Raw genomic sequence first — 21,188 nt, forward strand, 5'->3', positions numbered from 1 at the left:
TTATGTTAGTTTGGCTTGCTGAATATCTTGTTCAGTTTAATACGGCGTTTAATGTCGTTTCTTATATTACTTTCCGTTCTATTATGGCGTTATTAACGGCTATGGGCATTGGGCTTTGGATTGGACCAGAAGTGATTCGTCGCTTACAACTATTAAAATTCGGACAAGAAGTACGTAATGATGGTCCAGAAAGCCACTTTAAAAAACGCGGTACACCAACGATGGGCGGTGTGATGATTTTGGCTTCTATTGGTATCAGTACTGTGCTTTGGGCAGACTTACGCAACAGCTATGTTTGGTTTGTGTTGTTTGTTTTATTTGGTTATGGGATCGTCGGTTTTGTGGACGATTATTGGAAAATCAAACGTAAAAATACAGATGGTTTGATCGCACGTTGGAAATACTTCTGGTTGTCTGTGATTGCTTTAATTGCGGTATTTGGCATTTATGCAGTCGGAAAAGATACTGCAGCAACCCAATTAGTTGTGCCGTTCTTTAAAGAGTTTATGCCACAGCTTGGTATTTTCTTTGTTATTCTTTCTTATTTTGTGATTGTGGGAACCAGTAATGCGGTTAATCTCACAGACGGTTTAGATGGTTTGGCAATCGTACCTACTATTATGGTCGCAAGTGCTTTTGCGCTGATTGCGTGGGCAACAGGTAACTACAACTTCGCCCAATACTTGCACATTCCATTTATCCAAAATGCAGGCGAGTTAGTGATTTTATGTACTGCTATTGTCGGCGCAGGTTTGGGTTTCTTATGGTATAACACCTATCCAGCACAAGTGTTTATGGGAGATGTGGGCTCACTCTCACTAGGCGGTGCATTAGGCACGATTGCGGTATTGGTTCGTCAAGAATTATTGCTTGTGATTATGGGCGGTGTGTTTGTGGTGGAAGCATTGTCGGTAATCTTGCAAGTTGGTTCATACAAACTTCGCCAAAAACGCATCTTCCGTATGGCACCAATCCACCACCATTTCGAACTAAAAGGCTGGCCAGAACCGCGTGTTATTGTGCGTTTCTGGATCATTACGCTAATGCTTGTGTTGATTGGTTTAGTAACACTAAAATTACGTTAAGGTCAGTTGGATAGGCTTTCTTCCACCAAATATGATGAAAATCAAAGGTGGGATAAAGCCTATTTTATCAATGAATAAACAGTTAGCCATAGAGATAGTCATTTATACCTCCTAGCTTGCGGATAGTTGGGAAAGTAAGACAACAAAAAGAGAATAAAAAAATGCAAAACCAATACGAAAATAAAACAGTAACGATTATAGGCTTGGGCAAAACAGGCTTATCTTGTGTCGATTTTTTTGCAGATAAAAATGCGAAAGTACAAGTGATTGATACCCGCGAGAAACCAGCTGGCATCGAACAATTATCCAAAGAAATTCCATTACATACAGGCGGCTTAAATCTTGAGTGGCTGCTCAATTCCGATTTAATCGTGATTAGTCCAGGGCTTGCATTGGCAACGCCTGAAATTCAGCAAGCGATTAACGCAGGCGTAGAAGTGGTGGGCGATATTGAGCTGTTTTGCCGTGAGGCAACCGCACCAATTATTGCTATCACAGGTTCAAATGGTAAGAGTACGGTCACAACATTAGTGACTGAGATGGCAAAGCAAGCGGGTATTAAAGTTGGAATGGGCGGCAATATCGGCGTGCCTGCATTAAGCCTGTTAAATGGTGATTATGCACTTTATGTATTAGAGCTTTCAAGCTTCCAACTTGAAACGACCTCTTCGCTCAAAGCGGTTGCTGCAACCGTACTGAATGTGAGTGAAGATCATATGGATAGATATGATTCAATTGCTGATTACCGTGCAGCAAAACTTAAAATTTATAATAATGCAGAAAATGTAATTGTGAATGGCGAAGATCCCCAAACGTATCCTGAACAAGCGGTTAAAAAATTGATTCGTTTTGCAGAACACAATGCAGAATATAGCTTGAGAAATGGCGTACTTTATGCAGAAGAGACGGCGATTATTGGGACAAAACAGATGTTAATTCGTGGGCGTCACAATGAAATGAATGCGTTAGCTGCAATGGCATTAGCTGATGCTGCAAGCATTCCTCGTGAAGGTATTATAAAAGCGCTACAAGTTTATGGTGGGTTGGTTCATCGTTTCCAAGCTGTACCAACGCATGATGGCGTGCGTTGGGTCAATGATTCTAAAGCGACTAATGTGGGCAGCACAGTGGCAGCTCTGAACGGCTTAGAGGTAGCGGGTACTCTCTATTTACTATTAGGCGGAGACGGTAAAGCGGCAGATTTTTCAGAACTGAAACCGTTAATCAACAAACCGAATATTGTTTGCTATTGCTTCGGACAAGATGGCGCTGAATTAGTCAAACTTTCTTCACAAAGTGTGTTGGTAGAGACGATATATGAAGCGATTACCTCTATTCGTCCAAAATTAAAATCGGGTGATATGGTATTGCTTTCTCCAGCTTGTGCAAGTTTAGATCAGTTTAAAAACTTTGAAGAACGTGGCGATATTTTTATGGCATTAGCTCGAGGAGAAAAGGCTTAATGTTACGAGCAATCAAAACGGGGATTGATAATTGGTTTCGTCTCACACCGACGGATTCGCTCTACGATCGCACCTTATTGTGGCTCTATGTTGGCTTGATGATGATAGGTCTTATTGTGGTCGGTTCTGCATCAATTCCAATTAGTATTCGTTTATATAATGAACCATTTCATTTTGCTATTCGCGATGCGGGCTATATTGTGATGGCATTATGCATTTTTGCTTTTTTTATTCAGCAACCGATTCGCAAATGGGAAAAATACAATGTAGCATTATTTTTTATTTCATTGATTTTACTCATTGCGGTATTGTTTGTTGGTAAAGAAATTAACGGTGCGAAGCGTTGGATTCCGTTGGGTATAATGAATTTCCAAGCGTCTGAATTAGCGAAGTTGGCAATTATATGTTATTTCGCCAGTTTTTATGTTCGCCGCTATGAAGTTATTCGAACGGAACATTGGAGCTTTATCCGTCCATTCGCAGTCGTTGCACTTTTTATTATTATTCTAACAGCACAATCGGATTTAGGCAGTATTTTCATCCTTTTCTCCATCACTTTTAGTATGCTCTTTATTATGGGAGCGAAATGGCAGCAGTTTATCGCTTTGGGTGTGGTTGCTGTGGCTGGCTTTGCTGGTTATGTTTACTCTTCAGAGTATCGAATGAAAAGGGTAACTGCTTATCTTGACCCTTTTGCGGATGTTTATGGAGATGGTTTCCAGCTTGCCAATTCCCAAATGGCATTTGGGCAAGGGGAAATTTTAGGTCGAGGCTTAGGAAATTCGGTACAAAAATTAGAGTATTTGCCAGAGGCCCACACCGATTTCATTATGGCTGTAATTGGTGAAGAATTTGGCTTAGTTGGCATTTTATTTATTATCTTTATGCTGACCTGTTTGTTAATTCGAACAATAAAAATTAGCCGAGAGTCTTTACAAATGGAAGAACGTTTCAAAGGCTATTTTGCTTTTGGCATTGCTGTATGGATATTTCTGCAAGGTGTGATTAACTTAGGGGTAGCATCAGGTTTACTACCAACGAAAGGACTTACTTTCCCGTTTGTTAGTTATGGTGGTTCGAGTTTAATTTTATTATCTATCGCAATGGCGATTCTAGTGAGAATAGACCACGAAAATCGATTGGAAAGAATTGGTTACACTCGTGTGAAGAAAAATTAAGTTTAAGCGGTCGATTTTGTGAAAAATTTACAAAATTGACCGCTTTCTTTTTCCGAAAAAGTGTAAATTCTTGTACAATATCCACAATTTTTTCTTTACAACAAAAGTTGTCTAAAAATAAAGTAAACGAGAATACCAATGGCAAAAAAATTATTAGTCATGGCAGGAGGCACAGGTGGGCACGTATTTCCCGCAATTGCCGTTGCACGTGAATTACAGCAACAAGGATGGGAGATTTGTTGGCTAGGAACAAAAGACCGAATGGAAGCAGATCTTGTTCCCAAACACGGTATTCCCATTGAATTTATCCAAATTTCAGGGCTGAAAGGCAAAGGCGTTGGCGCATTGCTAAAAGCCCCTTTTGCCATTCTAAGAGCAGTAATGCAAGCCCGTAAAATTATCAAAAAATTTAAGCCTGATGCGGTGCTCGGTATGGGCGGTTATGTGTCTGGACCAGGTGGGATTGCGGCGAAATTGTGTGGCGTGCCCGTGATTTTACATGAGCAAAATGCAGTGGCTGGGCTAACCAATGTGTGGCTTTCAAAAATTGCTCGCCGTGTGTTGCAGGCTTTTCCTAATGCTTTCCCGAATGCTGAGGTGGTGGGTAATCCTGTTCGCCAAGATTTATTTGAAATTGAAGCACCAGAACAGCGTTTTGCAGAACGTAGCTATCCAATCAATATTTTAGTGATGGGTGGAAGCCAAGGGGCACAAGTAATTAACAAAACCATGCCCGAAGTGGCAAAAGCGTTGGGCAATCAGGTGTTTATTAGCCATCAAGTTGGTAAAGGGAAATTAGCAGGTGTAGAAGAGGTTTACCAAGCGACAGGCAATGGCACAGCAGCAGAATTTATTGATGATATGAAAGCCGCTTACGAATGGGCAGATTTAGTGATTTGCCGCTCAGGCGCATTAACCGTATGCGAAGTTGCCGCTGCAGGCTTGCCTGCCGTTTTCGTACCGTTCCAACATAAAGACAGACAGCAATTTTTGAATGCGGAATATTTGGTGGAGGCGGGGGCAGCTTATGTGATTGAGCAACCCGAATTTACGCCAGAAAAACTGTTAGCAGTGTTAGAGCCGTTGATTGCTGATCGTACTAAATTAACCGGGATGGCAATCAAAGCCAAAGCAAAATCTACGCCAACTGCAGCAAAACGCGTGGCGGAAGTGATTGTGGCAGAAAGTAATGAATGAGAGAAAATAAAATGCAAAATTTCCAAGATAATATTAAAAAACTTGTGCCTGAAATGCGCCGTGTGAGCCAAATTCACTTTATCGGCATTGGCGGTGCGGGGATGAGCGGTATTGCTGAAGTATTACTGAATGAAGGCTACAAAATCAGCGGTTCAGATATTGCCGATGGTGTGGTTACCAAACGCCTAGCTGCTGCAGGGGCACATATTTTTATTGGTCACAGTGCGGAAAATATTTCAGGGGCGAGCGTAGTGGTGGCATCCAGTGCGATTAACGAAGAAAACCCTGAAGTAAAAGCGGCAAAAGAAGCGCGTATTCCTGTGATTCAACGTGCACAAATGTTGGCAGAGATTATGCGTTTCCGCCACGGAATTGCGATTGCGGGCACGCACGGCAAAACCACAACCACTGCAATGATCTCAATGATTTACACCGAAGCTGGCTTAGATCCAACCTTCGTAAACGGCGGTTTGGTAAAATCTGCAGGTAAAAATGCTCACTTAGGTGCAAGCCGTTATTTAGTGGCGGAGGCAGATGAAAGTGATGCGTCATTCTTACATTTACAACCAATGGTTTCTGTTGTCACTAACATTGAGCCAGACCATATGGACACCTACGGTGGCGATTTTGAGAAGATGAAAGAGACTTACGTTAAATTCTTGCGTAACTTGCCTTTCTACGGTTTAGCGGTGATGTGTGCTGATGATGCTACGGTGATGGAAATTGCCCCGAAAGTGGGCCGCCAAGTGATCACTTACGGATTTAGCGAAAATGCGGATTATCGTATCGAAGACTACCAACAAACAGGCTTCCAAGGGCACTACACGGTGATTTGCCCTAATGGAGAACGTGTTGAGGTGCTGTTAAACGTACCTGGTCGTCATAATGCATTGAATGCGACTGCAGCACTTGCGGTTGCTAAAGAAGAAGGCATTGCCAATGAAGCGATTTTAGCCGCACTTGCAGATTTCCAAGGAGCGGGGCGTCGCTTTGACCAATTGGGTTCATTTATTCGTCCGAATGGTAAAGTGATGTTGGTAGACGATTATGGTCATCACCCAACGGAAGTTGATGTGACGATTAAAGCTGCACGTCAAGGCTGGGAAGGCAAACGTGTTGTGATGGTATTCCAGCCGCACCGCTATTCGCGTACCCGTGACCTGTTTGATGATTTCGTGCAAGTGTTATCGCAAGTCGATGCGTTGGTAATGTTAGATGTATATGCGGCAGGCGAAGCTCCGATTGTTGGAGCAGACAGTAAAGCATTATGCCGTTCTATCCGTAACTTGGGTAAGGTTGATCCAATTTTGGTGTCGGATACCAGCCAATTAGGCGAGGTGCTTGATCAAATCATTCAAGATGGTGATTTGATTTTGGCACAAGGTGCGGGCAATGTGAGCAAACTTTCGCGTGATTTAGCAGAGAGTTGGAAAGCATAAACAGTTGTTTTTGCAACATATTTTGCAAATTACACCGCTTGTAGGGGCGTGTTGCACACGTCCTGATATACCAAAGATGTTAAAAGGGCGTATGCAACACGACCCTACGAGAAAATCGAGAATACAATGAACATTAAAAACGAAAAAATCGCAGTGTTATTTGGGGGCGTTTCGATGGAACGCGAGGTATCGTTAAACTCTGGTGCAGCGGTAACCGAAGCCCTTAAAAACCTTGGCTATGATGTGGAAGGTATTGATACCAAAGAGTTCCCAATTGAAAAATTAAAAGAAAAAGGGATTCAACGTGTCTTCAACATTTTACACGGTGGCATTGGTGAGAACGGTGTGTTGCAAGGTGCTTTGGAACAGATGGGCATTCCTTACACAGGCTGTGGCGTGATGGCATCAGCAATCACTTTAGATAAATTTCGCACCAAATTATTATGGCAAGCTGTTGGTTTACCGACTGCAGAAATGGTGGTAGTAAAACGCGGACAAGCGGTCGATTCTGCAGCCATTATTGCAAAATTAGGCTTGCCAGTGTTTGTTAAACCTTCTTGTGAAGGTTCAAGCGTTGGCGTGTTCAAGGTAAAAACTGAAGCGGAATTACAGCCTGCGATTGAAGAAGCGCTAAAATTTGACAGCATTGTGTTAGTTGAAGAATTTTTAGCAGGGGCGGAATATTCTGTGCCGGTGTTAGATGGCGAAGTATTGCCTGCAGTGCAAGTGATTCCAGAAGGCGAATTTTACGATTATCACGCCAAATATATTTCAGACAATACCCAATATGTCGTGCCCGCATTAAGCGATGAACGCCAAGCCGAGGTGGCAAAAATTGTGAAGCAAGCCTTTGATGTGGTGGGCTGTAGGGGTTGGAGCCGTATTGATGTGATGGAAGATGCGAACGGTAATTTCCGTTTAGTCGAAGTAAATACCTGCCCAGGTATGACAAGTCACAGCATCTTCCCGAAATCGGCAGCAACCGTGGGTTATAGCTTTGAACGTTTAGTTGAACGTGTGTTGGAGTTAAGTGCGTAATGGTTGCGTTTGCTCGTAAGAGAAAACCGAATTATCTTCGCCTTGCGAAAGAGTATATGGCAACAAAGTTTCATTTGTTACCTATGAAATGGTTAACTTCATTTAAGCCATTGATTCTGTTATTCTGCTTCATTGTAATGTATGTTTTGTACGCGAATTGGTCGTCTTTGCTAGAAGGTTTAGATAGAACCTCTATTCGTGCTTATGCATTAACAAATAAGACACAATTTACGACTAATGCAGATATTCGTGAAACTTTAGCCAAAGAGCCCGCTCTAAAAGGATATTTTTCTCAAGATATTCAAGAAGTTAAAGATAAGTTAATGCAACTCTCTTGGGTTAAAGATGTAGTTGTACGAAAATCTTATCCTGATCGTTTAAGTATTGGATTGGTTGAGCATAAACCTGTGGCAGTATGGAATAACATTCACTATCTTTCTGATCAAGGAGTGGTATTTAATTTACCCGCAGATCGCTTTGATCGCACAGGCTTGCCTCAGATGTTTGGACCAGACGCAGAAAGCAAAGAGGTTTTAAATGCTTGGGCTAAGATTCAAGCTGAATTAGCTTCTCGTAATTTATCGCTTAAATCTCTTGCGATGGATAATCGAGGCTCTTGGTCTATTACGTTAACGAATAATATTGAATTAAGATTAGGTCGTGGTGAATGGACACCCAAAATTGACCGCTTTATGATGATTTTTCCTGATATAGAAATTCCTGAAGGGCAGCGTTTGGGCTATGTTGATTTACGCTATGAGCATGGTGCAGCCGTAGGTTTCTATCCAATCCCCAAATAGTAAAGTGCAAATAAACGAAAAATAAAATGAGTGATAATACAAATGAGCTAGATACCATCGTTGGGTTAGATATTGGCACTTCTAAGACAGTTGCTGTCATCGGTGAGATGCTACCTGATGGTGTAATTAAAGTGCTAGGCACAGGTGTTGCCCCTTCAAAAGGGGTTGATCGCGGAGGCATCATTGATTTAGATGCCGTTGTGCGTTCTATTCGCAATGCAATTGAAGAGGCGGAATCGGTTTCAAACCTTGAATTTTTTAAGGTTATGTTGGCTATTTCTGGCTCACATATTACGGGCTTAAATGAAATGGGTCAGGTGCCATTAGTTGATCTTGTCCGTAAAGAAGATGTTGAAGATGCTACGCGTAATGCGAGATCAGTACGTTTACCTGATGGTTTGGAAATGTTGCATGTTATTCCACAAGAATTTAAGGTTGATCGCTTACCGGCAACGAAAAATCCTGTCGGTTTATCGGGCAATCGTTTAACTGCCCATGTGCATTTAATTGCGGCTCATCAAGATTGGAAACGTAATTTAGTTAATGCCGTAGAGTATGATAAAAAATCAGAAGTGGCGAGCGTCGTCTTTTCTGGATTAGCTTCCGCTTGTTCGGTTTTAACTGAAGATGATAAAGAACTCGGGGTTTGCTTAATTGACATCGGTGCAGGTACGATGGATGTGATGGTTTATACCGATGGTGCATTACGTTTTAGTAAGGTTTATCCATTTGGTGGCAATGATATTACCGATTTTATTGCTCGTACTTTTACTATGACCCGCAAAGAAGCCGAAAATATTAAAATTAATTACGGCAGTGCGGTTTCACCACCACCAAATAATCCAGATAAGAAATTCTCAATTTCGGGCTTATCTGGAAGTGCACCTCGTATTTATACAAGAGCTCACGTTGCGGAGGTAACCGCACAATGCTATAGCGATTTATTTAAAGTAGTTAATGCTGATTTAATGCAATTACACCAAGAATTATATCAACAAGGTATAAAACAAGAATTAATTGCAGGTTTTGTATTAACTGGTGGTGGTTCGCAAATGGAAGATATTGTAAAATGTGCAAAAAATATCTTTGAAGCACATGTAAGGGTAGGAAATCCGCTCAATATTGCAGGTTTAACAGATTATGTAAATAAGCCTCAATATGCGACAGTATTAGGACTTTTGCAGTATAATTTTCATTATCCAATACAAAAAAATTCAACCTTGATAAATAACCAAAGTGTGTCAGATATAATTGAAGACGTGAAGAAAAAATCACGTAAAATTTTACATTGGGTTAAATCAAATTTTTAAATTAAAATTAAATAAGTTAATATGATGCTTATTTTTAGGGAGTAAAGCATGTTTGAACCAGTTTATGAAATGACGCCTGATGCGATTATTAAAGTCGTTGGTGTTGGTGGCGGTGGCGGTAACGCTTTAAATCATATGGTAAGAAGCTGTCAAGAAGATGATATCGGCAGCGTTGAGTTTTTTTCAGTGAATACAGATGCACAAGTATTACGCTCAAGTTCTGTTCGCAACACTGTTCAAATTGGTGCAAGCATTACCCACGGTTTAGGTGCAGGTGCGGATCCAAATATTGGTTATCAATCTGCTGAAGAAGACCGTGAAGCACTCGGTAATATGATCAACGGTGCAGATATGGTGTTTATCGCAGCGGGTATGGGTGGCGGTACTGGCACAGGTGCAGCACCTGTTATTGCTGAAATTGCAAAAAGCCAAGAAGCATTAACTGTTGCAATCGTGACCAAACCATTCAATTTTGAAGGTAAAAAACGTGCTCATTTTGCGGAACAAGGGATTAAAGAGCTATCTAAGAATGTAGACTCTCTCATTATTATCCAAAATGAAAAATTACTAAAAGTACTTCCTAAAAATATTAAATTTAAAGAAGCTTATGCTTATGCTGATGATGTTTTACGCAATGCCGTATTAGGCATCACAGATATGATTACCAAAGAAGGTTTGGTAAACGTTGACTTTGCAGACGTAAAAAAAGTTATGTCTGAGATGGGACGTGCAATGATGGGAACAGGCGTTGCAGAGGGAGACGGTCGTGCAGAACGTGCGGCAATGGATGCAGTTGCAAGCCCATTATTGGAAGATGTAGATTTATCTGGTGCAAAAGGTGTGTTAATTAACATCTCTGCAGGTGATGATTTAGAATTGAACGAGGTAGATGCCGTTGTAAAATATGTGACAGAAGCCGCAGATCCAGACGCAACTATCATCTTCGGTACGACATTCTACCCTGACATGGAAGGTCAAATCCGCGTAACATTAGTTGCAACAGGTTTAGGCCAAGCAGAAGAGTTAGCAATGCCACGTACAGGTATGTTACAACAGCCACAAATGCCAGTTGAACAAGCGCAACCCGTACAAAAACCTGTAGGTTATGGTACTCAACAGCCTATTCAGCAAAACCCGAATTATGCTCATCAGCCACATCCAACTGGCTTTAACCAAGCACCACAAAATGCTGGAACAACGCAACAGCCAAGAACGATTGATCCAAACCAAATGTTCTCACCAAGTGCTATTCCAGGATTTATGCGAAACGGTCACTAATTTTGACCGCTTGCGAGGAATAAAAAATGATTAAACAAAGAACCCTAAAACAAGCAACCAAAGTTACTGGCATTGGTTTGCACAGTGGCAAAAAAGTAACGCTCACTTTGCGTCCTGCACCTGCCAATACGGGGATTATTTATGCTCGAACCGATTTAGAACCTGCAGTTTACTTCCCTGCAAGTGCGGAATCGATTCGTGATACACAACTTTGTACTTGTATGATCAACGATGACGGTGTGCGTATTTCAACCGTTGAACACTTAAATGCAGCGATGGCAGCATTAGGTTTAGATAATCTTATCGTTGAAGTCGATGCCCCAGAAATTCCAATTATGGATGGTAGTTCAAGTCCGTTTATCTATCTTTTCTTAGATGCAGGTATCGAAGAGCAAAATGCCCCGAAAAAATTCATCCGTATTAAAGAAACCGTACGTGTGGAAGAGGGCGATAAATGGGCAGAAATCAGACCTTATGCAAATGGTTTAAAATTAGATTTCACCATTGATTTTAATCACCCGATGATTAGCAAAGATGTACGCCATTTTGCGATGGATCTTTCAGCAGAAAACTTCATTCAGCAAATTAGCCGTGCAAGAACCTTTACTTTTATGAAAGATGTGGAATATCTCCAATCGATTGGTTTAGCACTAGGCGGCAGCTTAGATAATGCGATCGTGTTAGATGACTACCGCATTCTGAATGAAGATGGTTTACGCTATAAAGATGAGTTAGTGAAACACAAAATGCTTGATTCTATTGGCGATCTCTTTATGTGTGGTTACAACATCTTAGGTGATTTCAGAGCCTATAAATCAGGTCACGGCGTGAACAATAAATTACTCCGTGCGGTGCTCGCGAATGAAAATGCGTGGGAGTTTGTCACTTTCGAAGACAAAGAAGCCGTGCCGCAGGGTTATCGCTTAAAAGAGCTTGTTTTTATTTAGTATAGTAGGGTGTGTGGATTGAAAAATCCACGCACGCTTTTCTATATTGATGTGCGTGAAATGAATTTCACATACCCTACAAGCGATCGAATTTATAGAACAATTTGCAAATATCATACAAACCGCTACAATGCGGTTAATTTTTTATATAAACAAAGGATCATTTTTAATGAAAATTACTAAAAACGTAGTACCAAGCATTGCTTATCAAGTACGTACTCAAGATGGCGTATTAGTGGACGAAGCACCAGCGAACCAACCTTTAGAATACTTACATGGTCACAATAACCTTGTTGAAGGTTTAGAAAAAGCATTAGAGGGTAAAGCAGTTGGCGATACTTTTGAAGTGCGTGTAAGCCCAGAAGAAGGCTACGGCGAATACAACGAAAATATGGTGCAACGTGTACCAAAAGATGTATTTATGGGCGTAGATGAGTTAGAAGTAGGTATGCGTTTTATCGCCGATACGGACTTAGGTCCATTACCTGTTGTGATCACGGAAGTAGATGGTGATGAAGTGGTGGTTGATGGTAACCATATGCTTGCAGGTCAAGAATTACTCTTCTCTGTAGAAGTGGTTGGCACACGTGAAGCAACTTTGGAAGAGATCGCACACGGCCACATTCACTCTGGTCACGAACATGGTTGCGGCTGTGGTGGTCATGACAGCGATGAAGAAGAAGGTCACGGCTGCTGTGGCGGTGGTCATCACCATCATCACGATCACGGACACAGTCATGGCAGCTGTGGTTGCGGTGGACACTAATTAACTAATTGCAATGGGGCGTGCTAAACACGCCCTTTTCGACTATCTAACCCTTTCAATCCCTGCCTTTGGGAAGATCATTAAAACCAATCATATGACACAACAAATCCTATCGAATACGGACTATCTCCGCACTATTCTTAGTTCCAATATTTATGATCTCGCTCAAGTCACGCCATTGCAAAAGATGGATAAGCTCTCTTCACGCTTGAAAAATAATATTTTCATCAAACGTGAAGATCGCCAGCCAGTGCATAGCTTTAAGCTACGCGGAGCATTTGCGATGATTTCTAATCTTTCTAAAGCTCAAAAAGAAGCGGGTGTGATTGCGGCTTCTGCGGGTAACCACGCTCAAGGTGTCGCGCTTTCAGCAAAACATTTAAGCTTACGTGCGTTAATCGTGATGCCTCAAAACACGCCAAGTATTAAAGTGGATGCTGTGCGTGGTTTTGGCGGCGAAGTGCTACTTTATGGTGCGAACTTTGACGAAGCCAAAGCCAAAGCACTTGAGCTTTCAAAAGAGTTGAATATGACCTTTATTCACCCATTTGATGACCCTGCTGTGATTGCAGGACAAGGCACGATCGCGATGGAGCTCATTCAACAACGTTCCGATCTGAACCGCATTTTTGTGCCTGTTGGCGGTGGTGGTTTGATCGCAGGGATCGCAGTCCTTGTGAAACAACTTCTGCCTGAAATTCAAGTGATCGGCGTGGAGTCCAAAGACTCCGCTTGTTTATATCACGCATTAAAAGCGGGTCAGCCTGTCGATTTAGATCACGTAGGTTTATTCGCTGACGGTATTGCGGTAAAACGTATCGGCGATGAAACTTTCCGTATTTGTAAACAATATGTTGATGATGTAGTTTTAGTCGATAACGATGAAATCTGTGCGGCATTGAAAGATATTTTTGAGAATGTGCGTGCGGTGGCGGAGCCTTCGGGCGCAACCTCGCTTGCAGGCTTGAAAAAATATGTGAAAAAGCACGGCATCGAAGGAGAAAATCTCGCTTGCGTGCTCTCAGGTGCAAACCTTAATTTCCATACCTTGCGTTTTGTGTCTGAGCGTTGCGAAATTGGCGAAAAACGTGAAGCTTTATTAGCGGTAACTATTCCAGAGCAAAAAGGCAGCTTCTTAAAATTCTGCCAAATTCTGGGTAGCCGTGCGGTGACAGAATTTAACTACCGCCACGCAGATGATGCCAATGCGTGTATTTTTGTAGGCGTACGCATTTCTGGTAGCCAAGAAAAAGCAGAAATTCTCGAAGAACTTCGCCAAAATGGTTACGATGTGAGCGATTTATCAGATGATGACATCGCAAAAACCCACGTGCGTTATATGATTGGTGGTAGACCAGCTAGCATTCAAAACGAAAAACTCTACCGCTTTGACTTTCCAGAACAGAAAGGGGCATTACTTAAATTCTTACAAGCCTTAACCGATTGGGATATTTCGTTGTTCCACTACCGTGCACACGGGGCAGACTACGGTGATATTTTAGCCGCATTCTCTATGACAGCAGGCTCAGAAGCAGAATTAACCAAACATTTAGAACAATTAGGCTATCGCTACCAAGACGTAAGCGACAGCTTAGCTTATCAATACTTTTTAAAATAAGGAACATTTATGGCTCGCAAATATTTCGGTACAGATGGTGTACGCGGTGAAGTAGGTAAATTCCCGATTACCCCAGAATTTGCGTTAAAACTCGGCTGGGCGGCAGGTAAAGTGCTTGCGACTCAAGGCACGAAAAAAGTGATTATCGGTAAAGATACCCGTATTTCTGGCTATATGTTGGAATCGGCACTTGAAGCGGGCTTAACCGCGGCGGGTTTATCTGCGGTGTTTGTCGGTCCAATGCCAACCCCTGCGATTGCTTATTTAACCCGCACTTTCCGTGCAGAAGCAGGGATCGTAATTTCAGCCTCTCACAATCCATACTACGATAACGGAATCAAATTCTTCTCATCAGTGGGCGAAAAATTACCTGATGAAGTAGAAGAAGCGATCGAAGCGATGTTAGATGAACCGATGGACTGCGTAGACTCGGCTAGCCTTGGTAAAGCAAGCCGTATCAACGATGCGGCGGGTCGTTACATTGAATTTTGTAAAGCTGGTTTCCCATCCGAATTAAGCTTAGACGGCTTAAAAATTGTGGTGGATTGTGCGAACGGTGCAACTTACCACATTGCACCAAACGTAATGCGTGAGTTAGGGGCTGATGTTATCGAAATCGGCACACGTCCGAACGGTTTAAACATCAACGAAAAATGTGGGGCAACTGACATCAAAGCACTTCAAAAAGTGGTGAAAGAGTCTGAAGCAGACATCGGTTTAGCTTACGATGGTGATGGCGACCGCATTATGATGGTAGACCACTTAGGCAACAAAGTAGATGGCGACCAAATTCTGTTTATTTTGGCACGCGAAGCTTTACGTGCGGGTAAATTAAAAGGTGGCGTAGTAGGTACATTAATGAGCAATATGAGCTTAGAACTCTCATTAAAAGAACTTGCGATTCCATTCGTGCGTGCCAATGTAGGTGACCGCTATGTGCTTGAGCAGTTAAAAGAGAAAGGCTGGAAATTAGGCGGTGAAAATTCAGGGCACATCATCGTGTTAGATAAAAACACCACGGGTGATGGTATTGTTGCCTCGCTTGAAGTGTTAGCTGCAATGGTAAAACACAACCTAACCTTAAACGAATTAGCAAAAGCTGTGCCACTCTTCCCGCAAGTGTTAATTAACGTTCGCTTCGCAGGTGGTGAAAACCCACTCAACAGCGAAGAAGTAAAAGCTGTTGCAAAATCAGTAGAAGAACGCTTAGCAGGAAAAGGACGTATCTTGTTACGTAAATCAGGTACAGAACCGCTTATTCGTGTGATGGTAGAGTGTGAAGATGCAACGTTAGCCCAAAGCTGTGCGGAAGAGATTGCGGAAGCAGTGAAACGTAACTAATCTTTTCATAAACAACAAGCGGTGGATTTTGTAAAACAAATTGCAAAATCCACCGCTTACCTTTAATAACTTACAATCATATTTAAGCCTAATTCTTGCCCCTGTTTATTCACATCGAATGTCGTACCGAAAATAACCAAAGTTGTTTCAGAAACTTCTTCCTCGATCCTTGCGATAATGGTATCGATAATGGTATAGATATTGGAAAACTCAAAATCTTCGCCAATTACCATATTAAGCAATATCCCTTTTACCTGATCTAAGGCGATAGGTTTATTAGAGAGTTGGTTTAATACCCTCTCTATAGCTTCTTCGGGGTGTGTTGATTCAATATAAATCACATGCTTTTGTTGACCACATTCAATTAACACACGCCTAATATCTGTAAAATCCGTCATAACATGACCGTATCCGCCAATCATTTTCATCATTGATATAAGCGTTTGGATACATAATTCAGGCGAAGTTTCACAGATAAAACAGCTATCGGCTTGAGGCTCTTGAACTGGTGAAGCACAACCAATCACAAAAATAGTGCTTGAGGTAGCAGAGCGAATTTTTACCCATTCCGTTTCAGTGAGATTATCAGCAATAACAAAAGTTATAACGTTATCAGACAGATCTGTAACCTCTTCTAGCTTTAAGATATTAAAATCCACGTTTCCTATGGGCGAAGCTAAATTATTGACCACTTTATTGCCAAATTCACCTTTAATGATAAGTGAGCAAAAATAATCATTTTGTTCTTCAAAAATCGGCTCAAACATTTTTATTCTCCTATTGATTTAAACTGTGTGCAGTATAATGAAATAAAGCGACAAATTATGTCGTATTCGATAAAAAATTTTCAAATGACTTATGAAAAATTACCGCTTGATTTAGCCTGCTCTTTGGCACACAATGAGACCAATTTTTATCTTTAACGCAATAATAGGAAAACGTAATGAACCAACAAGAAATGAAGAAAATTGCGGCGAAAGCGGCACTGAAATTTGTGACACCAGATACTATCGTTGGCGTGGGTAGTGGTTCAACCGTGAATTGCTTTATTGATGAATTAGCTTCAATGAAAGATGAAATTAAAGGTGCAGTGGCAGCATCGAAAGCCTCAGAAGAGCGTTTACGTGCGTTGGGGATTGAGGTGTTTAGTGCTAATGACGTTGTGGAATTAGATGTGTATATCGATGGTGCAGATGAAATTACCCCACAAGGTGCAATGATCAAAGGCGGCGGGGCAGCATTAACCCGTGAAAAAATTGTGAGCTCTTTGGCGAAAAAATTTATTTGTATCGTGGATAGCTCAAAACAAGTTGATGTGCTTGGTTCAACTTTCCCATTGCCAGTGGAAGTTATTCCGATGGCACGTTCTTATGTGGCTCGTCAGTTAGTTGCACTTGGTGGTTCTCCTGAATGGCGTGAAAGCGTGATAACGGATAACGGTAATGTGATTTTAGACGTACACAACTTCAAAATTTTTGAACCACTTAAAATGGAACACACCATCAACAATATCGCAGGTGTGGTCACCAACGGCATTTTTGCACAGCGTTTCGCAAACGTCACGATTGTTGGTACGCCTGAAGGGGCAAAAATTATTGAATAAGGTCAAGCGGTGAATTTTTGCAAATGTTTTGCGAAATCGCACCGCTTTTTGTTTTTCACTTTAAACACAACATAAGGAATAACTATGGCTAAAGTTTCTCTCGACAAATCAAAAATCAAATTCTTATTACTCGAAGGCGTGCACCAAAACGCACTGGATGTATTAAAAGCGGCAGGTTACACCAACATTGAGTATCACAAAAAAGCCCTAGATGGTGAAGAGCTTATCGAAGCAATTAAAGATGCTCACTTTGTGGGAATTCGCTCGCGTACACACTTAACCAAAGAGATTTTAGAGCACGCACAAAAATTAGTAGCGGTAGGATGTTTCTGTATTGGTACTAACCAAGTAGATTTAGCGGAAGCGAAACGTCGTGGTATTCCTGTGTTTAATGCACCGTTCTCAAATACCCGCTCTGTGGCGGAATTAGTATTGGCAGAAATTATTTTGTTAATGCGTCAAGTGCCCAAAGCGAATATGGAAGTGCATCGTGGCGTGTGGAACAAATCGGCTGCAGGTGCAAATGAAGTGCGTGGTAAAAAATTGGGTATCATCGGCTATGGTCATATCGGCTCACAATTGAGCGTGATTGCCGAAGCAGTAGGGATGCAAGTTTACTTCTACGATATCGAAAATAAATTGCCATTAGGTAACGCTCAGCAAGTGGCAAGCTTAGAAGAGTTGCTTTCAAGCTGTGATGCGATTTCATTACACGTGCCAGAAAATGCCTCGACTAAAAACTTAATGAGTGCAGAACGCATTGCCCAATTAAAAGAGGATGCGATTTTAATCAATGCCGCACGCGGTACTGTCGTGGATTTAGATGCGTTGGCAGCTCGTTTAGAAGCGAATACCTTACGCGGTGCAGCGATTGACGTATTCCCTGTTGAACCTGCGTCTATCAATGATCCGTTTGAGTCGCCATTACGTAAATTTGACAACGTGATTTTAACCCCACACATCGGTGGCTCAACCGCAGAAGCACAAGAGAATATTGGTACAGAAGTAGCAAATAAATTTGTGAAATACTCAGACAACGGCTCAACCTTATCGGCAGTAAACTTCCCAGAAGTATCACTCCCAGCCAACAATAATGCGAAACGTTTATTACACATTCACCAAAACAAACCAGGTATTCTAAATAAAATCAACCAAGTGTTTGTGGATCAAAACGTGAATATTGCTGGTCAATATTTACAAACCGACCCAGAAATTGGCTATGTGGTGATTGATGTTCAGCTTGAAGACAGCTCAGAAGCACTAAAACGCTTGAAAGAGATTGACGGTACAATTAAAGCACGTGTGCTTTACTAATGCTCTAATTTGAATATAACGGTTGAGTACTACTCAGCCGTTTTTTTATTCATTTTTACTTAGTTTTTAAAAAAAATCTTCGTGCTGTTTTTTGAATGTGGCACTTATCTAAAAAACTAAAATCTCAAGTTAATCAGTATAAATATCTACATTAAAAACCTTAATTCGGAATAAAACACTATTCTTTTCATTAATTTTGCGTAAAAATTTTATATTCCTCTTCTTTACTTTCTGATTGCTTAGGCATATTCTTCACGCCATGCGAATTATTCGCAACTTATTTGATTTATCTCAAGCAACTGTTTGCATTTTTAACTTTTTTAGAGGAACTTTTCCGTGTCTAATCAAACTACCCATAAACGAGAAACCTTCTCAGGTCGTCAAGCGTTTATTATGGCAGCCATCGGGTCAGCCGTAGGCTTGGGGAACATCTGGCGTTTCCCTTATACCACTTATGAAAATGGTGGCGGTGCATTTATCATTCCTTACATCGTAGCACTTTTAACCGCAGGAATTCCACTACTTTTCTTGGACTTTGCGATTGGTCACCGCCATCGTGCCGCAGCACCACTCTCATTCCGTCGCTTAAATAAACACTTTGAAGTGTTTGGTTGGTGGCAAGTAATGGTAAACGTCATCATCGGCTTATACTACGCCGTCGTACTCGGCTGGGCAGCGATTTATACTTTCTTTTCATTTAGCAAAACTTGGGGCGATAAACCTGTTGATTTCTTCGTCGGTGAGTTCCTTAGAATGGGCGATATTGCACAAGGCGTAAGCTTTGATTTTGTTGGCTTGGTAACAGGCCCATTGATTGCCGTTTGGGTTGTCGCATTATTAGTATTAGCCCTTGGCGTACAAAAAGGGATTGCGAAAAGCTCAAGCATTTTAATGCCAGTATTGGTGGTGATGTTCGTGGCACTCGTGGTTTACTCATTAACGCTACCAGGGGCAGCGAAAGGCTTAGATGCGTTATTCACGCCAGATTGGTCAAAATTATCAGATCCAAGCGTATGGATTGCAGCTTATGGGCAAATCTTCTTCTCGCTTTCAATCTGTTTCGGGATTATGGTGACCTACTCTTCATACTTGAAAAAAGATTCAGACCTTACCAGCACAGGCTTAGTAGTGGGTTTTGCAAACTCAAGTTTTGAAGTATTAGCAGGTATCGGCGTGTTCGCAGCCCTTGGCTTTATAGCTACTGCCGCAGGTCAAGAAGTAAGTGAGGTGGCAAAAGGTGGTATCGGTTTAGCCTTCTTTGCATTCCCTACTATTATCAACGAAGCGCCAATGGGAAGCGTATTAGGAGTATTATTCTTTGGTTCTCTTACTTTTGCTGCCTTAACTTCCTTCATTTCGGTGATTGAAGTTATTATCGCAGCGATCCAAGATAAACTTAAAATGGGACGTGTGACTGCAACTTTCGCAGTAGGCGTGCCAATGATGATCGTCTCTGTTATCTTATTCGGTACCACTACAGGCTTGCCGATGTTGGATGTTATGGATAAATTCGTGAACTATTTCGGTATTGTAGCGGTCGCTTTTGCTGCCTTAATTGCAATTGTAGCGAATGGCAAACTTAGCACATTAGGTCACCACATTAACAAAACCTCATCATTTAAAGTGGGCACAATTTGGCGTTTATGCATTATTGTTACCACGGGTGTTTTAGCGTTTATGCTATTAAGTGAAGGTGTAAAAGTGTTTACCGAAGGCTATGAGGGTTATCCAAGCTGGTTTGTTAATACTTTCGGTTGGGGAATGGCAATTCTCTTAGTGATTGTGGCGTTTATCCTTTCTCGCTTACCGTGGAAAAACGAATCTGAATTTAACGTGGAGAAATAATATGAGCACATCAGCAATTTTAATGATGGTTGCAGCGTTAGTCATTATCTGGGGTGGTTTAATCCTCTCGATTAAACGCTTGCCAAAAGAGTAAAAAATAAGGCTGATTGGTGAACATCAATCAGCCTTTTACTTTAATTAAATTTTACACATTCACCATGACACGCGAAATTCGCCCTTCGGCAATTTCTTCATCACGAATGGTCATCACTTCACAGCCATCTTTGGTCACCACAATTTGGTGTTCATATTGAGCTGAGTGGCTACGGTCTTTGGTTTTTACCGTCCAACCATCATTCATAGTACGAATCTCTTTTTTGCCCGCATTGACCATCGGTTCAATCGTAAACACCATCCCTTCCTTTAACACTACGCCACTATCGTCACCGTTGTAGTGCAAGACCTGTGGATCGCAGTGGAATTCCGTGCCTACACCGTGTCCGCAATATTCACGCACCACAGAGAAACCTTCTTTTTCCACATATTGTTGAATCGCTGTGCCAATCTCTTTTAAGCGAATGCCTGGTTTTACTTGGCGTAAGCCGATGTAAAGTGATTCTTGTGTTACTTCTAATAAGCGTTTATCGCGAATAGAAGGCTCGCCTACTACATACATTTTTGAGTTATCGCCGAAATAGCCGTCTTTGATCACCGTTACATCAATGTTCACGATATCGCCTTTTTTCAGCTTTTTATCATCACTTGGAATGCCGTGGCAAACCACTTCATTGATAGAGATGCAGGTTGATTTTGGGAAACCATGATAATTTAAGCAGGCTGGAATCACTTTCTGCTCATTAACCATATATTCGTGGCAAATGCGGTCTAATTCGCCCGTGCTCACCCCCTCTTTTACGTAGGGTTCGATCATCACTAACACATCGGAAGCCAGCTTGCAGGCTTCACGAAGTTTCTCAATTTCTTGTTCGTTTCTTAATGGAATATTGCTCATAATGTTCTCTTTAT

19 protein-coding genes are annotated in these 21,188 nt (G+C 41.6%); 17 read left to right on the top strand and 2 right to left on the bottom strand.

The window, feature by feature from the left end; translation table 11 throughout:
- Positions 1–2 precede the first annotated feature (2 nt).
- The 13 genes from mraY (at position 3) to glmM (ending at position 15,460) form a co-directional block, all read left to right on the top strand.
- Positions 3–1,085, top strand: coding sequence for a phospho-N-acetylmuramoyl-pentapeptide-transferase (gene mraY, locus B0184_RS02800; RefSeq protein WP_005709500.1), 1,083 nt, complete (start codon positions 3–5; stop codon positions 1,083–1,085).
- A gap of 161 nt (positions 1,086–1,246) precedes the next feature.
- Positions 1,247–2,548, top strand: coding sequence for a UDP-N-acetylmuramoyl-L-alanine--D-glutamate ligase (gene murD, locus B0184_RS02805; RefSeq protein WP_005709410.1), 1,302 nt, complete (start codon positions 1,247–1,249; stop codon positions 2,546–2,548).
- A complete protein-coding gene (gene ftsW, locus B0184_RS02810; RefSeq protein WP_005709458.1) occupies positions 2,548–3,726 on the top strand; it encodes a putative lipid II flippase FtsW in 1,179 nt (392 codons plus the stop codon). The genes murD and ftsW overlap by 1 nt, the downstream gene beginning before the upstream one ends.
- A 138-nt stretch (positions 3,727–3,864) precedes the next feature.
- Positions 3,865–4,923 carry an undecaprenyldiphospho-muramoylpentapeptide beta-N-acetylglucosaminyltransferase gene (murG, locus tag B0184_RS02815; protein WP_005709546.1) on the top strand — a complete coding sequence of 353 codons (1,059 nt, stop codon included), beginning with the start codon at positions 3,865–3,867 and terminating at the stop codon, positions 4,921–4,923.
- Between the two features lie 11 nt (positions 4,924–4,934).
- Positions 4,935–6,362, top strand: coding sequence for a UDP-N-acetylmuramate--L-alanine ligase (murC, locus tag B0184_RS02820; RefSeq protein WP_039851579.1), 1,428 nt, complete (start codon positions 4,935–4,937; stop codon positions 6,360–6,362).
- A gap of 126 nt (positions 6,363–6,488) precedes the next feature.
- Complete coding sequence (locus B0184_RS02825; RefSeq protein ID WP_005709499.1) at positions 6,489–7,400, top strand: D-alanine--D-alanine ligase; 912 nt, start codon at positions 6,489–6,491, stop codon at positions 7,398–7,400.
- Positions 7,400–8,200, top strand: a complete 801-nt coding sequence (locus B0184_RS02830; RefSeq protein WP_005709465.1) for a cell division protein FtsQ/DivIB — start codon at positions 7,400–7,402, stop codon at positions 8,198–8,200. The genes B0184_RS02825 and B0184_RS02830 overlap by 1 nt, the downstream gene beginning before the upstream one ends.
- Positions 8,201–8,226: 26 nt before the next feature.
- Complete coding sequence (gene ftsA / locus B0184_RS02835) at positions 8,227–9,510, top strand: cell division protein FtsA (protein ID WP_005709552.1); 1,284 nt, start codon at positions 8,227–8,229, stop codon at positions 9,508–9,510.
- A 48-nt stretch (positions 9,511–9,558) separates the two neighbouring features.
- Complete coding sequence (gene ftsZ, locus B0184_RS02840; RefSeq protein ID WP_005709387.1) at positions 9,559–10,788, top strand: cell division protein FtsZ; 1,230 nt, start codon at positions 9,559–9,561, stop codon at positions 10,786–10,788.
- Positions 10,789–10,814: 26 nt separating this feature from the next.
- Entirely contained in the window at positions 10,815–11,735 is a 921-nt protein-coding gene (lpxC, locus tag B0184_RS02845; protein WP_005709445.1) for a UDP-3-O-acyl-N-acetylglucosamine deacetylase, read from the top strand.
- A 169-nt stretch (positions 11,736–11,904) separates the two neighbouring features.
- On the top strand, positions 11,905–12,501 hold the full coding sequence (slyD, locus tag B0184_RS02850; RefSeq protein WP_005709449.1) for a peptidylprolyl isomerase: 597 nt from the start codon (positions 11,905–11,907) through the stop codon (positions 12,499–12,501).
- Positions 12,502–12,595: 94 nt separating this feature from the next.
- Positions 12,596–14,119, top strand: coding sequence for a threonine ammonia-lyase, biosynthetic (gene ilvA, locus B0184_RS02855; RefSeq protein ID WP_039851580.1), 1,524 nt, complete (start codon positions 12,596–12,598; stop codon positions 14,117–14,119).
- A gap of 9 nt (positions 14,120–14,128) precedes the next feature.
- Positions 14,129–15,460 carry a phosphoglucosamine mutase gene (gene glmM, locus B0184_RS02860; RefSeq protein WP_005709421.1) on the top strand — a complete coding sequence of 444 codons (1,332 nt, stop codon included), beginning with the start codon at positions 14,129–14,131 and terminating at the stop codon, positions 15,458–15,460.
- 62 nt (positions 15,461–15,522) lie between these two features.
- On the opposite strand, the gene B0184_RS02865 is transcribed toward glmM, so the two are convergent.
- The gene (locus tag B0184_RS02865) at positions 15,523–16,227 is read right to left on the bottom strand and encodes an FtsZ/tubulin family protein (RefSeq protein ID WP_005709510.1); all 705 of its coding nucleotides are present in this window, start codon (positions 16,225–16,227) and stop codon (positions 15,523–15,525) included.
- Between the two features lie 176 nt (positions 16,228–16,403).
- Here B0184_RS02865 and rpiA point away from each other — a divergent pair, with 176 nt between their 5' ends.
- The 4 genes from rpiA (at position 16,404) to B0184_RS02885 (ending at position 20,316) form a co-directional block, all read left to right on the top strand.
- Complete coding sequence (gene rpiA, locus B0184_RS02870) at positions 16,404–17,063, top strand: ribose-5-phosphate isomerase RpiA (RefSeq protein ID WP_005709459.1); 660 nt, start codon at positions 16,404–16,406, stop codon at positions 17,061–17,063.
- Between the two features lie 84 nt (positions 17,064–17,147).
- Positions 17,148–18,377 carry a phosphoglycerate dehydrogenase gene (gene serA, locus B0184_RS02875; RefSeq protein WP_005709462.1) on the top strand — a complete coding sequence of 410 codons (1,230 nt, stop codon included), beginning with the start codon at positions 17,148–17,150 and terminating at the stop codon, positions 18,375–18,377.
- A 336-nt stretch (positions 18,378–18,713) separates the two neighbouring features.
- Positions 18,714–20,222, top strand: a complete 1,509-nt coding sequence (locus tag B0184_RS02880; RefSeq protein WP_005709535.1) for a sodium-dependent transporter — start codon at positions 18,714–18,716, stop codon at positions 20,220–20,222.
- 1 nt (position 20,223) lies between these two features.
- Positions 20,224–20,316: a methionine/alanine import family NSS transporter small subunit gene (locus B0184_RS02885; protein WP_039851557.1), complete on the top strand. Its 93-nt coding sequence runs from the start codon at positions 20,224–20,226 to the stop codon at positions 20,314–20,316.
- A 51-nt stretch (positions 20,317–20,367) separates the two neighbouring features.
- On the opposite strand, the gene map is transcribed toward B0184_RS02885, so the two are convergent.
- Positions 20,368–21,174, bottom strand: coding sequence for a type I methionyl aminopeptidase (gene map, locus B0184_RS02890; protein ID WP_005709453.1), 807 nt, complete (start codon positions 21,172–21,174; stop codon positions 20,368–20,370).
- Positions 21,175–21,188 lie beyond the last annotated feature (14 nt).

This window comes from Haemophilus paraphrohaemolyticus (genome assembly GCF_002015045.1).
GTDB lineage: Bacteria > Pseudomonadota > Gammaproteobacteria > Enterobacterales > Pasteurellaceae > Haemophilus_A > Haemophilus_A paraphrohaemolyticus.